This window comes from Pseudomonas paraglycinae (assembly GCF_021601625.1).
In the GTDB taxonomy this organism is placed as follows: Bacteria; Pseudomonadota; Gammaproteobacteria; order Pseudomonadales; family Pseudomonadaceae; genus Aquipseudomonas; species Aquipseudomonas paraglycinae.
Map to the genome: position 1 here is coordinate 185,126 of NZ_BQHR01000011.1, position 14,407 is coordinate 199,532.

The 14,407-nt window shown below is 62.5% G+C and carries 12 protein-coding genes; 9 read left to right on the plus strand and 3 right to left on the minus strand.

Annotated elements, in window-relative coordinates:
- Position 1 precedes the first annotated feature (1 nt).
- From L6D82_RS18150 to L6D82_RS18170, 5 genes are read left to right on the plus strand one after another with little or no spacing between them, the layout of a single operon-like run.
- The gene (locus L6D82_RS18150; RefSeq protein ID WP_011334518.1) at positions 2-364 is read left to right on the plus strand and encodes an STAS domain-containing protein; all 363 of its coding nucleotides are present in this window, start codon (positions 2-4) and stop codon (positions 362-364) included.
- Positions 361-765 carry an anti-sigma regulatory factor gene (locus L6D82_RS18155; protein WP_011334519.1) on the plus strand — a complete coding sequence of 135 codons (405 nt, stop codon included), beginning with the start codon at positions 361-363 and terminating at the stop codon, positions 763-765. Before L6D82_RS18150 ends, L6D82_RS18155 begins: the two co-directional genes overlap by 4 nt.
- The gene (locus L6D82_RS18160) at positions 762-1,772 is read left to right on the plus strand and encodes an ATP-binding protein (protein ID WP_236190850.1); all 1,011 of its coding nucleotides are present in this window, start codon (positions 762-764) and stop codon (positions 1,770-1,772) included. Before L6D82_RS18155 ends, L6D82_RS18160 begins: the two co-directional genes overlap by 4 nt.
- Positions 1,765-2,640, plus strand: coding sequence for a sensor histidine kinase (locus L6D82_RS18165; RefSeq protein ID WP_085745470.1), 876 nt, complete (start codon positions 1,765-1,767; stop codon positions 2,638-2,640). The genes L6D82_RS18160 and L6D82_RS18165 overlap by 8 nt, the downstream gene beginning before the upstream one ends.
- Positions 2,630-4,573 (plus strand): response regulator, encoded by a 1,944-nt coding sequence (locus tag L6D82_RS18170; RefSeq protein WP_236190746.1) that lies wholly within the window; start codon positions 2,630-2,632, stop codon positions 4,571-4,573. The genes L6D82_RS18165 and L6D82_RS18170 overlap by 11 nt, the downstream gene beginning before the upstream one ends.
- 51 nt (positions 4,574-4,624) lie before the next feature.
- On the opposite strand, the gene L6D82_RS18175 is transcribed toward L6D82_RS18170, so the two are convergent.
- The 3 genes from L6D82_RS18175 to L6D82_RS18185 form a co-directional block, all read right to left on the minus strand.
- On the minus strand, positions 4,625-7,258 hold the full coding sequence (locus L6D82_RS18175) for an excinuclease ABC subunit UvrA (RefSeq protein WP_236190748.1): 2,634 nt from the start codon (positions 7,256-7,258) through the stop codon (positions 4,625-4,627).
- Between the two features lie 29 nt (positions 7,259-7,287).
- On the minus strand, positions 7,288-9,399 hold the full coding sequence (locus L6D82_RS18180) for a hybrid sensor histidine kinase/response regulator (protein WP_236190751.1): 2,112 nt from the start codon (positions 9,397-9,399) through the stop codon (positions 7,288-7,290).
- Between the two features lie 132 nt (positions 9,400-9,531).
- Positions 9,532-10,221, minus strand: coding sequence for a GntR family transcriptional regulator (locus L6D82_RS18185; protein ID WP_236190752.1), 690 nt, complete (start codon positions 10,219-10,221; stop codon positions 9,532-9,534).
- Between the two features lie 140 nt (positions 10,222-10,361).
- Between L6D82_RS18185 and L6D82_RS18190 the strand changes: the two genes are divergently transcribed.
- The 4 genes from L6D82_RS18190 to L6D82_RS18205 are packed head-to-tail and all read left to right on the plus strand — an operon-like array spanning position 10,362 to position 14,222.
- On the plus strand, positions 10,362-11,447 hold the full coding sequence (locus L6D82_RS18190) for an ABC transporter ATP-binding protein (protein ID WP_085603189.1): 1,086 nt from the start codon (positions 10,362-10,364) through the stop codon (positions 11,445-11,447).
- Between the two features lies 1 nt (position 11,448).
- Positions 11,449-12,366: an ABC transporter permease gene (locus tag L6D82_RS18195; protein WP_007959454.1), complete on the plus strand. Its 918-nt coding sequence runs from the start codon at positions 11,449-11,451 to the stop codon at positions 12,364-12,366.
- Positions 12,363-13,151 carry an ABC transporter permease gene (locus L6D82_RS18200; protein WP_064597101.1) on the plus strand — a complete coding sequence of 263 codons (789 nt, stop codon included), beginning with the start codon at positions 12,363-12,365 and terminating at the stop codon, positions 13,149-13,151. Before L6D82_RS18195 ends, L6D82_RS18200 begins: the two co-directional genes overlap by 4 nt.
- An 18-nt stretch (positions 13,152-13,169) precedes the next feature.
- On the plus strand, positions 13,170-14,222 hold the full coding sequence (locus tag L6D82_RS18205) for an extracellular solute-binding protein (protein WP_236190754.1): 1,053 nt from the start codon (positions 13,170-13,172) through the stop codon (positions 14,220-14,222).
- The last annotated feature ends 185 nt before the right edge of the window (positions 14,223-14,407 follow it).

Consider the following 14,407-nt stretch of genomic DNA (forward strand, 5'->3'; position numbering starts at 1 on the left):
AATGGAACGTATCCCGATTCTTCAGATGGGTGATTTCCTGCTGGTGACCATCCAGGTCGACATGCATGACCAACTCGCCCTCACCCTGCAGGACGATCTGTCCGAGCGCATCAGCAAAACCTCGGCGCGCGGGGTGTTGATCGACATCTCGGCGCTGGACATGGTCGATTCGTTCATCGGCCGGATGATCGGCACCATTTCCGGCCTGTCGAAAATCATGGATGCCGAAACCATGCTCGTCGGCATGCAGCCGGCGGTCGCCATTACCCTGGTCGAGCTCGGTCTGTACCTGCCGGGCGTCAGCACCGCGCTGAACGTCGAGCGCGGCATGAAACTGCTGCAGGAACGAGTACGCCAGCAATGACCGTGCGCAGCAGCGGTACCCAACCGATCAACATCGAGCAGGATGTGGTGCTGGCGCGGCAAACGGCGCGCAAGCTGGCCACCGAGTGCGGCATGCGCCTGATCGACCTGACCAAACTGGTGACCGCCGTCAGTGAACTGGCGCGCAACACCATGGTGTATGGCGGTGGCGGAGACATGGACTGGCAGATCCTCGACGATAACCACAAGGTCGGTCTGCGCCTGACCTTTCGCGATGAGGGCCCGGGTATTCCCGACATCAAACTGGCAATGACCGACGGCTGGACCTCCGGCAGCGGTCTGGGCCTGGGCCTGACCGGGGCCAAGCGGCTGGTCGACGAATTCGAACTGGACACCGAGCCCGGCAAAGGCACGCGCATAACGATCACCCGATGGACATGAACATCAGCGGGACATTGACCCAGGTGTTGGTGATCGAGGACAGCAGCCAGATCGGCCATGCCCGGCGTACGGCCCAGCGTCTGGCCGAGCAACACGGTTTTGGCGAAAGCGATGCCGGCCGCGTCGCGCTGGTGGCCACGGAGCTGGCGAGCAATGTGCTCAAACATGCCGGGCACGGCGAATTGCACCTGCGTCTGTTACCGCGTCAGGGTGACGACGGCATCGAAATGATTGCGGTCGACCGTGCCCAGGGGTTTGATCTGGACGCGTGTCTGGCGGACGGCTTTTCCACCGGTGGCACTCAGGGCATCGGCCTCGGTGCAGTGGCACGCCAGGCGGATGTCTTCGATGTTTTTGCCGACCATCGCGGCGCAGTGCTGCTGGCTCGTCTGTACCCGCGCAGCGACCGGCAGGCGGATCTGCCGTATGGTGTCAGCCAACACTCGCTGCACGACGATCCGGCCTGCGGCGATGTCTGGCACCTGGCGACGCATGGCGCCGATGTCAGCGCTCTGATAGTCGACGGTCTGGGCCATGGTGAAGACGCCGAGCGTGCGGCCCGTGCCGGGGAAAAAGCCTTTGCCCTGAGCCCGTTCGGTGCGCCAACGCTGCTGATGGAAGACATGCACCGCGAGATGATCGGGAGCCGGGGTGGCGCAGTGGCATTCGCGCAGTTTCACGCCGGGCGTGCCAGTCTGTCGTTCACCGGTGTCGGTAACATCGGTGCCAGCCTGATCGCCTCCGACAAGTCGCGCGGACTGGCCTCGCATCCCGGAATCGTCGGCGGCCAATACCGAAAAGCCCAGCCCTTTGACTATGCTCACGTGAACGGACATCTATTGATCATGTACAGCGATGGCTTGCAGTCCCGTTGGAACCTTCAAGACTACCCCGGTCTGGTGCATCGGCATCCTGCCGTGATAGCCACCGTCCTGCACCGTGACTTCTGTCGCGGGCGCGACGATGTAACGGTGCTGGTCGTTGCCCTGGAGGCCGCCCATGGCTGAGTCCCCGACACTGAGCAACGCCGAACAGGCCGCGTTGATCGCCCAGTTGCAGAGCGAATCGGCGGCACTGCGCGAAGAACTCGACGAAACCAATCAGGGCGTACTCGCGCTGTATGCCGAACTCGACACCCAGGCCGAACAACTGCGCCAGGCGTCCGACCTGAAAAGCCGCTTTCTATCGTACATGAGCCACGAGTTCCGCACCCCGCTGGGCTCGATCCTGAGCATCAACAGCCTGCTGGCCGACGAACTCGACGGCCCGCTGAGCCCCGAGCAGCACAAGCAGGTGGCCTTCGTCAGCACCGCCGCCCGGGAACTCAGCGATATGGTCGACGACCTGCTCGACCTGGCGAAGATCGAGGCCGGGCGCATCAGCATTTCTCCGGCGTGGTTCGACATGTTCGATCTGTTCGCCGCACTTCGGGGGATGTTCCGGCCGATTGTCGACGCCACGGCCGTGGACCTGATTTTCGAGGAACCGGTGGGTTTGCCGCGCCTCTTCACCGATGACAAGAAGCTGGCGCAGATTCTGCGCAACTTCATTTCCAACTCGCTGAAATTCACCACCCGTGGCGAAGTCCGGGTCTCGGCACGCCTGGAAGGTCAGGACAAAGTGCGATTTGCGGTCAGCGACACCGGCATCGGTATCGCCCCCGAGTTGCACGGCACCTTGTTCGAAGACTTTTCTCAGGTCGACTCACCGCTGCAAAAACGCCTGCGCGGCACCGGCCTGGGCTTGTCGCTGTGCAAGCGCTTCGCCGAATTGCTCGGTGGCGAGGTCGGTGTCGAAAGTACGCCGGGCGTGGGTTCAAGCTTTTTCGTGATCATTCCGTTGGCGATTGCTGAGGAGAACGTCGATGAAACATGACATCCGTCTGTTGATCGTCGATGACAACGTTGCCACCCGCTACGCCTTGCGCCGACGCCTGGAGCGCCACGGTTACGAAGTGCTCGAGGCCGGCACCGGCGGTGAAGGTCTGGCTCTGATTGCCAGTCAGTCGCTTGATGCGCTGATTCTCGACGTCAATCTGCCGGACATGAGCGGGTTTGATATCGTCCGTAAATTGCGCGCCGACCCGGCCACCGCGCTGCTTCCGGTGATCCACGTGTCGGCCGCGTCGATCCAGACCGGCGACATCATCACCGGCCTCGATGCCGGGGCCGATGCGTATCTGATTCACCCGGTCGATCCCGATGTGCTGCTGGCGACTTTGCGCACCCTGCTGCGGGTGCGCGACACGGAGAATGCCTTGCGCGAAAGCGAGGCGCGCTTTCGGGAGATCTTCGTCAACATCTCCGCGCCCATCGCGGTGCTCGACGCCGACCTGAAAGTCCACGAGTGCAACCACGCCTTCTCGCAACTGATCCAGGACAACCGCGACCCGCAGACCCTCAGTGAATGCTTCGCCGAGGATCAGAGCGCGATTCTCGACGAACTACGCTTGCGACTGGTGGACGGCGAACGCTGGAAAGGCACACTGAACATGCGTGTGCAGGGCGAGATCCGCGAAACCCAGTGGCAGATATCACCGTACCGCACGCCAGAGCTCAGCCTGGTGTTCGTCGAAGACGTCACCGAACACCGCCATCGTGAACGCTCGCACCTTGCGCGACTGGACGACACCACCACACAACTGGCCAAGGAAGTCGCCGACCGGGTCCGCGCCGAGTCGCAGCTGCTGCAAGTGCAGAAAATGGATGCGCTGGGCAAACTCACCGGCGGCATCGCCCATGACTTCAACAACTTGCTGACCGGGATCATCACCAGCCTCGAACTGATCCAGAAACGCGTCGCCGATGCGCGCCCGGACAAAGTCCAGTTCTACGCCGAAGCGGCCCTGAGTTCGGCGATGAACGCGGCTTCGCTCACCCATCGCCTGCTGGCTTTTGCCCGCCAGCAACCGCTCGACACACGCCCGGTGGATATCAACGACCACGTGCGTTCGCTGGAAGATTTGCTGGTGCGCACCATCGGCGAACGCATCGCCCTCAAGCTCGAAATGACCACCAAACCTGCCATCGCGCTGGTCGATCCGATCCAGCTCGAAAGCGCAGTGCTCAATCTGGTGATCAATGCCCGGGACGCATTGCCACGGGGCGGCAATATCTGGGTCAGCACGTACGCGGCGTATTCCCACGGCGACCCGAACCTCGCCGATGGATCCTACGTGGCGCTATCGGTGCGCGATGACGGTACCGGCATCGAGCACAGCGTCATCGATAAGGTGTTCGAGCCGTTCTTCACCACCAAGCCGCTGGGCCAGGGCACCGGGCTGGGGCTGTCGACGATCTACGGTTTCGCCCGTCAGTCCGGTGGCGATGCGCACATCCGCAGCGTCGCGCGACGCGGCACCGAAGTGACGATCATGCTGCCTGCCACCAGCGATCCGACCGCTGTCGATGTGGCCCCGGTGACCATTGATCCGCAAGGCTCGGGCGAACATGTGTTGATCGTCGAAGACATGCCGGCGGTACGCCTGTTCGTCACCGAAGTGCTGGAAGACGCCGGTTACCGCTGCACCCAGGCCGGTGATATCGAAACGGCGCTGGAACGCTTGCAGAACGACGCGTCGATCGACCTGCTGCTGACTGACGTTGGTCTGCCACGCATGACCGGCCGTGAACTGGCGGACGTTGCCCGGGGCTGGCGCGAAGCGCTGCCGATCCTGTTCATGACCGGTTATGCGGAAACCGCGATCAACCGCCAGGTGTTCCTCGGGGCCGGCATGGACATGCTGGTCAAGCCCTTCCAGATCAGTCATTTGCTGGACAAGGTACGCCGCACGCTCGACGGCACCTGACACACCGCCATCGCGGGCAAGCCCGCGATGAGGCCCGCCCAGGCGACTCAGTTATCGGTTCAAGGCACGGGCAAGAAACGGCGCAGTCCGGCTCTTCTTGCTCGCCGCCACTTTCTGCGGCGTCCCGGCCACGACGATCTTGCCGCCCTGATCCCCCGCACCCGGGCCGATGTCGATCACCCAGTCACTCTGCGCCACCACGCGCATTTCATGCTCGACCACGATCACCGTGTGCCCCGCCGTCACCAGCGCATCCAGCTGCTCCAGCAAGCGGTCAACGTCGCGCGGGTGCAACCCGGTGGTCGGTTCATCCAGCACATACAACGTGGCGCCACGCTGGTTGCGTTGCAGCTCGGTGGCCAGCTTGATCCGTTGGGCTTCGCCGCCGGACAGTTCGGTAGCCGGTTGCCCGAGGCGCAGATAACCGAGTCCGATATCACGCAGCACCTCCAGCGAACGGCGGATCGCCGGTTGCTCGGCAAACACCATCACTGCTTCGTCCACCGTCAGCTGCAGCACCTGCGCGATGCTCAAGCCCTGCCAAAGGATGGCCAGGGTCTCGGGGTTGTAACGCGCGCCATGGCAGGTCGGGCACGGCGCATAAACGCTGGGCATGAACAACAACTCGACACTGACAAACCCCTCGCCTTCGCAGGTCGGGCAGCGACCCTTGGCGACGTTGAAGGAAAACTGCCCGGCGTCGTAACCCGCAGCTTTCGCCTCGTCGGTCGCGGCGAACAACTTGCGCACGTTGTCGAACAGCCCGGTGTAGGTCGCCAGATTCGAACGCGGGGTGCGGCCGATGGGTTTCTGATCAACCTGCACCAGACGCTTGATCGACTCCAGCCCGGTGCTGACCTGGCCGGTGCTGGCAGTCGGGGTATCGTCTTCCAGGTTGAGCTCTTCCGGCTCGGCGTCACTGACGCTGCGCCCGAGCTGCGTGCCGACCAGTTCCAGCAGCGCCTGGCTGACCAGGCTCGACTTGCCGGAACCGGAGACGCCGGTGACCGAGGTGAAACAGCCAAGCGGAAATTCGGCGCTGAGGTTATTCAGGTTGTTGCGGGTGACGCCGTCGAGCTTCAGCCAGCCCGATGGTTTGCGCGCAGTGCGGGTCGAACGTTGCTGTTCGGCGAACAGATAGGCGCGGGTCTGCGAGTCCTCGATCGCGGCCAGCCCCGGCGGCGGGCCGCTGTAGAGAATCTGCCCGCCCTTTTCACCGGCCGCCGGGCCGACGTCGATCAACCAGTCGGCGCGGCGCATGGTGTCCAGATCGTGCTCGACCACAAACACGCTGTTGCCGTCGGCCTTCAGACGCTGCAACGCTTCGAACAGGGCCTCGCCGTCGGCCGGGTGCAGGCCGGCGGAAGGTTCGTCGAGCACGTAGATCACACCGAACAATTGCGAGCCCAGTTGGGTAGCCAGCCGCAGTCGCTGCAACTCGCCGGACGAGAGGGTCGGCGTGCTGCGCTCCAGCGCCAGATATCCGAGCCCGAGATCGGTCAGGGTGCTGACCCGCTCCAGCAAGTCCTCGGCAATGCGCTGCGCGGCCAGGCGTTTTTCCAGTGAGAGGTTCGGCGTATGGCGCACGTCCGGCGCGTTGGCGTGGCCGCTGGCGCCATGGGCCACGCGCTGCTGCCGGGCTTCGCGGGTCTGGCTGTGGGACAGGGTTTCGCCGGTTTCATCGGCGTGTTCCAGCCAGCTCGGGTCCGCCACCGGTTTCAAGACTTCGGCGACTTGCAGCAGCGGCATGCGCGACAACTCGCCGATGTCATGCCCGGCAAACGTCACCGACAGCGCCTCGCGCTTGAGGCGCTTGCCATCGCACAACGGGCACAGGCTGCCGAGCATGAATTGCGACACGCGCTTCTTCATCAGCGCACTTTGCGAATGGGCGAAGGTGTGCAGGATGTAGCGCCGGGCGCCAGTGAAGGTGCCTTGATAACTCGGCTCCATGTTGCGCTTGAGGGCGACGCGGGTCTCTTCCGGCGTCAGCCCGGCGTACACCGGAACGGTCGGTGTTTCCTCGGTGAAGAGGATCCAGTCACGCTGCTTTTTCGGCAGCTTGCGCCACGGGATATCGACATCGATACCCATGGTCACGAGGATGTCGCGCAGGTTCTGCCCCTGCCAGGCCAGCGGCCAGGACGCCACAGCACGCTGGCGGATGGTCAGATTCGGATCGGGCACCATCAGCGCTTCGGTGACTTCGTACACCCGGCCCAGTCCATGGCACTGCGGGCAGGCGCCTTGCGGCGTATTCGGTGAGAAGTCCTCGGCGTAGAGCATCGGCTGCCCCGGCGGATAGCTGCCGGCGCGCGAGTACAGCATGCGGATCAGGCTCGACAGTGTGGTCACGCTGCCCACCGACGAACGCGTGCTCGGCGTACCGCGTTGTTGCTGCAGGGCCACGGCCGGTGGCAGGCCCTCAATGGAATCGACGTCCGGCACTCCGACCTGATCGATCAGCCGCCGCGCATAGGGCGCCACCGATTCGAAATAGCGCCGCTGGGCTTCGGCATACAGCGTCGAAAACGCCAGCGACGACTTGCCCGAACCCGACACCCCGGTGAACACCACCAGTGCATCGCGAGGAATGTCGACGTCCACGTTCTTCAGATTGTGTTCACGGGCACCGCGCACGCGAACCATGCCGGCGGCAGAACTGGAATTGCGTCTGGAAGTCATCGGCCAGCCTTGGTCAGGGGATTTGGAGCTCAGGTGCTGAGCACGGAACGGATCATCTGCAGCAGTGCTTCGGGGCCATAGGGCTTGCCGAGCAAATGGGTGTCGGGGCTGAGCTGGTGGTTGCGCGAGATGATGTCGCGGGTGTGCCCCGAGGTGAACAGCACGGCCACCGGAGGCATTTGCACCTTGGCCCACGCCGCCAGATCGGAGCTCTTGATAAGACCGGGCATGACCACGTCGGTGAAGATCAGGTCGACCCGAGCGCCTTCCATCAACATCTGCATGGCCGCATCGCCGTTGCCGGCAATCAGCACACGGTAGCCCTCTTCGCGCAGCAACTCGACGGCCGAGGTGCGCACCGCTTCGTTGTCCTCGACCACCAGGATCGTCTCGTGACCACCCGCTTGCTGATGATTGACGCTCGGCGAGTCATCGAGCACGGGGCGCAGGCTGCGCGGGAAATACAACTGCACTCGCGTGCCCTGGCCCACCTGGCTGTCGATCTCGACATGCCCGCCGCTCTGTTTGACGAAGCCGAACACCATGCTCAAGCCGAGGCCCGTGCCCTGGCCGTCGGCCTTGGTGGTGAAGAACGGTTCGAACACCTGCTCCAGTATGTGCGGGGCAATGCCGACGCCGCTGTCACTGACCGAAACCCGGACGAAATCCCCCGGCACGATGCCCTTGCCCGAGCAGAACGCCCGATCCAGTGAGAGATTCGAGGCACCGAGCACAATCGTGCCCTCGCCCTTCATGGCATCCCGGGCATTGATCGCCAGATTGAGAATCGCGTTTTCCAGTTGATTGCGGTCGACGTTGATGTGCCACGGATCTTCCGGCAGCTGCACGTCGATCTGAATGGTTTCGCCCAGGGCTCGTTGCAGCAACTCGCCGACGCCTTCGAAGATCTGCCGGGGATTGCACACCGCCGGCGACAGCGGCTGGCGACGGGCAAACGCGAGCAGTTGCGAGGACAGCTTGGCGCCACGTTCCACCGCTGCAAGCGAGGCGCTGACCCGGCGCTGGACGTTGGCGTTGTTCGGTTCATGTCGCGCCAGCAGGTGCAGGTTGCCGGCGATCACTTGCAGCAGGTTGTTGAAGTCGTGAGCCACGCCGCCGGTGAGGCCGCCGATGGATTCGAGTTTCTGCGACTGGCGCAGTTGCTCTTCGGCGGAGAGACGCGCGCCGACTTCATCAGCCACCCGTTGTTCGAGATTGCGGGTGAATTTGAGCAGGGACTCTTCGGCGATCTTGCGCTCGTGGATGTCGATCAGCACGCCGGGAAAACGGAACGGCTGTCCCTGCTCGTCGAACTCGCAGCAACCGCTGGCCAGCACCCAGAGGAAACTGCCATCAGCGCGTATCACGCGGTATTCGGCGTTGTACGGCTCGCCGGTGCGCACCGCATTCTCGACGCATTCCTGCACCCAACTGCGGTCGTCGGGATGAATGTGCGCCTCGGTAACGTGCTGCGGCAGGTTGGTCAGGTCCTGATCCGGCGGAAAGGAAAATGTGCGGGCAAATCGCTCATCGGCCGACAGCACATTGTTTCTGACGTCCCAGACAAACGAGCCAAGCAGTGCCCCGGCATTGAGCGCCAGGCGCACCCGTTCGTTGTCGGCGCGGTAGGCATCTTCGGCAGCCTGACGCAAGCGTTCGGACAGCACCAGTTCAGTGGTTTCCACCACCATCGCCATGACGCCCGAAGGCACACCGGCATCGTTGGCCACCGGGCTGTAATACAAATCGAGCCAGACATCCTCGGGTACGCCATCGCGCAGCAACACCAGGACCTTATTGCGATATTCCAGGGTGCCGCCGGCCAGACAGGTGTCGACCACATGGCGATTGAAGTCAGCGACCTCCGGCCAGCCCAGTTCTACCGGCACCCCCAGCAGATACGGATGCCGGCCACCGGCAAAACGGGAATAGGCATCGTTGTAGATCATGTAACCGGCATGGCCCCAGAGCATGACCATCGGCAGCGGCGAAGCCAGCATCAGCTGGACCGTGCTGCACAGGCTGGCCGGCCAGGTTTCGAGGGGGCCCAGATCCGTGCCGCTCCAGTCGAACGCACGGATCCGCCCGGCCATCTCGCCTTGCCAGCCGTCACACCCATGGCTATCGGATAAAAACTGCATTGGCTGCTTCAACGCCTTGTGGTGGGTCCGGTTCTATCGCTGCGCGTTCAAACGCCGCGCCCGTCTGTTTCGAGCGCGCCGGGCAGCGATGGTTTCATTAGAGGTATAGCCGATTTCACCTGGGCTCGATGCTCAGACCTCGATCAGGTGCTTGAGCGGATGGTAGCCGCTCTTCATCTTCGCAGCGACGTCGAGGATCGCCTTCTGGATGCCGTCCAGGTGCATGCAGGTCAGCTCGATCGCGGCGTTCTGATTGCCGGCCTCGATGTACTCGATCAGCCGCAAGTGTTCGTCGTCGCGACAGGCCTCGTGGCTGTCGTCATCCAGCGCGGCGGCGTACAGCGAGGCGCGGGAAATCAGCTTCTGGAACCAGTCGAGCAACACCGGGTTGTTCAGACTGCGGGCCAGTTTGATGTGGAACTCGCCGAGCAGGTGAATCAGCCGCTCGTGATCGCCGGCTTCGTGGGCCTCGTCTTCCAGCAGCAAGTGATCGCGCAGGTCCTGCATCACCGCAGAGTCCTTGCGCCGGCACAGTTCGGTGACGATGCCGATCTCGATCAGGCGGCGGGTTTCGAACAGCGAACGGATCTCTTCATCGCTGGGGAGCGACACCGACGCACCTTTATTGGGCTCGGTGGTGACCAGTCCGTCGGCCTCCAATTGCTTGAGCGCCGCCCGAACCGACGTGCGGCTGACATTGAACAATTCCGCCAGCGACGCCTCGCCCAGCTTCATCCCCGGACGCAGCGAACGCTTGCTGATCGCCTCGTAAACCCCTTGGTAGACGCGGTCGACCGTGGTTTCCGTTTTTTTCTCGGTCATTCAACAACTCCTTCAATGCTGGCAACGCTGCCCGACGAACGACTCAGTCAGGGAAATGGGGGGTTGCGCAAGCAGATTAATCCGGGTATTTCTAAATTGCATTCAGATATTGCATACAATAATTAGAGGATTGCACCATTATGGGTCAACCAATAGCCATTGAAGTGCGTAACGTATCCAAGCGGTATTCTGATGATCCAGGCCTGGCGCCGGCCCTCGATAACGTCTCGGTGAACATCGCCGACAACGAATTCTTCACTCTCCTCGGCCCCTCGGGCTGCGGCAAGACCACCCTGCTGCGCACCATCGCCGGTTTCGAACACGTCAGCGACGGCGAGATCCGTCTGGCGGGCGAAACGGTCAATCACCTGCCGCCGTTCAAGCGTCGGGTCAACACGGTGTTCCAGAGTTACGCGCTGTTTCCGCACATGAGTGTCGCGCAGAATATCGCCTTCGGCCTCGAGATGCAGGGTCTTGATCGCAAGACGATTCCGGGACGGGTCGACGAAATGCTCGCGCTGGTGCAGATGGAGCACTTGGCCGGGCGCAAACCGGCGGAATTATCCGGCGGCCAACAACAGCGCGTCGCTCTGGCCCGGGCCCTGGCGCCTAAGCCGAAAGTGCTGTTGCTCGACGAGCCGCTGTCGGCGCTGGATCTGAAGCTGCGCAAGGAAATGCAGGTCGAACTCAAGCGCGTGCAGCAGGAAGCCGGCATCACCTTCATCTTCGTCACCCACGATCAGGAAGAAGCCCTGACCCTGTCCGACCGGATCGCGGTGATGTCCGCCGGCAAGATCCTGCAGATCGGCACCCCGACCGACATCTATGAACGACCGCAGCACCGCTTCGTCGCCCAGTTCATCGGCGACATCAATTTCCTCCCCGGCCAGCTCAAGCGCGGGGAACACAACGAAAACATTTTCGTGCCGAACGGCATGCCGGTGGAAATCCCTTGTCCGCCCCAAGGCGTCAGCGGCAGCAGCGTGCAACTGGCGTTCCGCCCCGAGCGTTCGCAACTGGTCGCGGCGGATCAACCGCATCATCTTCGCGGTGTGATCGAGGCGGTTCTGTATGTCGGCACCGCGACGCTGTACCAGTGCCGCTTGAACAACGACATCAAAGTCATGCTGCGGGAAAACAACGAAGGCCTGAACCGTGGTCGTGCAGTCGGCGAGCGCGTGGCAGTGCATTTGCCGCCCCAGGCCTGCCTGTTGATGGAGGCCTGAGATGAGCGTCAGCAGCACTTCCCCCTCCCTCAACCGCGCGCTGTTGCTCAGCCCGGTGGTGTTGACCCTGCTCGCCCTGATCGCCATTCCGCTGGGGATCATGGGTTACATCAGCCTGCTGCCGCGCAACACCTACGGCGGCGTTGACTGGCAGGCCCAATGGCAACTGCAGAGTTACGTGCAGCTGTTTTTCCAGGAAGGTTTCGACGGCGAACTGGAGCTGAACTGGGTCTACGCCCAGGCGCTGTTGCGCTCGGTGTTCCAGGCCGGTGGCACCACGGTGCTGTGCTTTCTGTTCGGATTTCCGGTGGCGCTGTGGATGTCGAGCCTGACTCCGCGCCGACGCAATCTGATGGTGTTGCTCATCACCATTCCATTCTGGACCAACCTGCTGATCCGCAACTACGCGTGGCTGATCATCCTGCGCGAACAGGGCTGGGTCGCCCAGAGCCTCAACGCGCTGTTTCCGAGCGCCGGTGGCATCACCCTGCTCTACAACGACTTCGCGGTCAGCGTCGGTCTGGTCTACAGCTTTCTGCCGTTCATGATCCTGCCGATCTACTCGACCCTGGAAAAACTCGACTGGCGTCTGGTGGAAGCCGCCTATGACCTGGGCGCCAACCGCTGGCATGCGCTGCGCCGGATCATCCTGCCGCTGTCAATGCCCGGGGTGATTGCCGGCGCGTTGCTGGTGTTCGTGCCGAGCCTCGGCGCCTTCATCACCCCGGCGATCCTTGGCGGCGGCAAGACCCTGATGATCGGCAACCTGATCCAGCAGCAATTCGGCACCGCGCGCAACTGGCCGCTGGGCAGTTCGCTGTCGTTCCTGTTGCTGGGGATTCTGCTGTTGTCGCTGGTGCTCTACGCCCTCTACAGCCGCAGCGCGGCGAAAACCCTGAACCGGGGAGCGAAAGCATGATCTCTCTGCACCTGAAAAAACTCCCGGCGACCCGGGAAATCAGCCTGCTGATTCTCGCCTACCTGTACGTTCCGATCCTGGTGTTGATCGCCTACAGCTTCAACGCCAACCGCTCGGCGACGGTGTGGACCGAGTTCTCGTTCGCCTGGTACGGGCGGATCCTGGCCAACCCGTCGATCCAGACCGCGGCGCTGAACTCAATCATCGTTGCCACCATCGCCACCGTGTGCGCCACGGCGATTGCACTGCTGGCGGCGCTGGCGACTTACCGGCCGTTCTACGGACAGAAAATGGTCGAGGGCGGGATCAACCTGCCGCTGATCCTGCCGGAGATCGTCACCGCCGTGGCTACCCTGCTGCTGTTCATGGCGCTGGGGATCAAGCTCGGGCTGATGACGGTGATCGTCGCGCACATCGGCTTCTGCATTCCGTTCGCCTACCTGCCGATCCGCGCACGGCTCAACGATCTGGACAAGAGCCTGCTGGAGGCCGCCAACGATCTGTACGCCAACCCGTGGCAGGTGTTCCGCCGCGTGACCTTGCCGCTGCTGTGGCCGGCGGTGTTGTCCGGTTCGGTGCTGGCGTTCGTGGTCAGCCTCGACGATTTCATCATGACCTTCTTCGTCGCCGGGCCCGGCTCGACCACGTTGCCGGTGTACATCTTCTCGGCGATCAAGGCCGGCGTGACGCCCGAGATCAACGCGATCTCGACGCTGATGCTGGTGATTTCCATCGTGCTCGTGGTGCTGGCCTTCTGGCTTGGCCAACGCGGCAAACAACAATAAACCTGGAGCGCTCTGTTCATGAAAACCAAAAGCATGCGTTTGGCTATTTCCGGTCTGGTCCTGAGTTGTTTCACCGCGTTCAGCGCCCACGCCGCCGAGCCCAAGCAATTGTTCTTCTACAACTGGACCGATTACTACCCGGTGGACCTGCTGGCCAAGTTCGAAAAGGAAACCGGGATCAAGGTCACCATGGACGGCTACGACAGCAACGAAACCCTGCTCGCCAAGTTGCAGGCCGGCGGCGCGGCGTATGACGTGATCGTGCCGTCGCAGTCGATCATGCAGACGCTGATCAAGCAGGATCTGCTGCTGGAAATCGACGCCCCGAGCCTGAACAACTTCCAGTACGTCAAAGGCCCGTTCCGCGACCCGAGCTTCGACCCGGGCCGCAAGTTTTCGGCGCCGTATCTGTGGGGCACCACCGGGTTTTCCTATGACAGCGCCCGGGTGCCGGGCGGCAAGCTCGATGATTCGTGGAAAGAATTCTTCGAACCGCGCAAGGAACTGCAAGGCCAGCTCGCCGCCCTCGACACTTCCAGCAGCGTGATCAACGCCGCCAGCCATTACCTGAACGTCGACGAATGCACGGAAAACCCGCAGGACGCCAAACGCATACTCGAACTGCTGCAAAAGCAGAAACCGTTTTTGAAGATGTACAGCTCCGACAACACCGTGGATCGCATGGCCTCGGGCGAAGTGATCATGATGCAGAACTGGAACGGCTCGACGGCCCGCGCCACGTTGCAGAAGAGCACCATCAAATACGTGTACCCGAAAGAAGGCCTGGCAATGTTCCAGGACAACTTCGCCGTACCGAAAAGCGCGCCGCATCCGGGCAACGCCAAGATCTTTATCGACTGGATGATGAAACCGGAGAACGCGGCGGCCGTGTCCAACGCGATTGCCTATGCCAACGGGATTCAGAGCGATCAGTTGCTGGATGCGAAATGGAAGGTCATGGACGCGATCAACATGCCCGAGGAATACGCCTCGCGGCTGCGGCCGGAGAAGGAATGCAGCAACAAGGCGCGGGAGCTGCAGGACCGGATCTGGTCGAAGCTTAAGGGTTGATCGTGGATCGCTGGTTTTATCTGAGCGCGCGACTCCCAGATCGACTTGAAAGCCCCCTCACCCTAGCCCTCTCCCGGAGGGAGAGGGGACTGACCGCATTGTCTCGAGAGATACGCCGACCTGAAAGACCTGGTCGATTATGGATTCAGAGCCGTTCATTCAGGTCGGCGTAGCTCTTCAATATC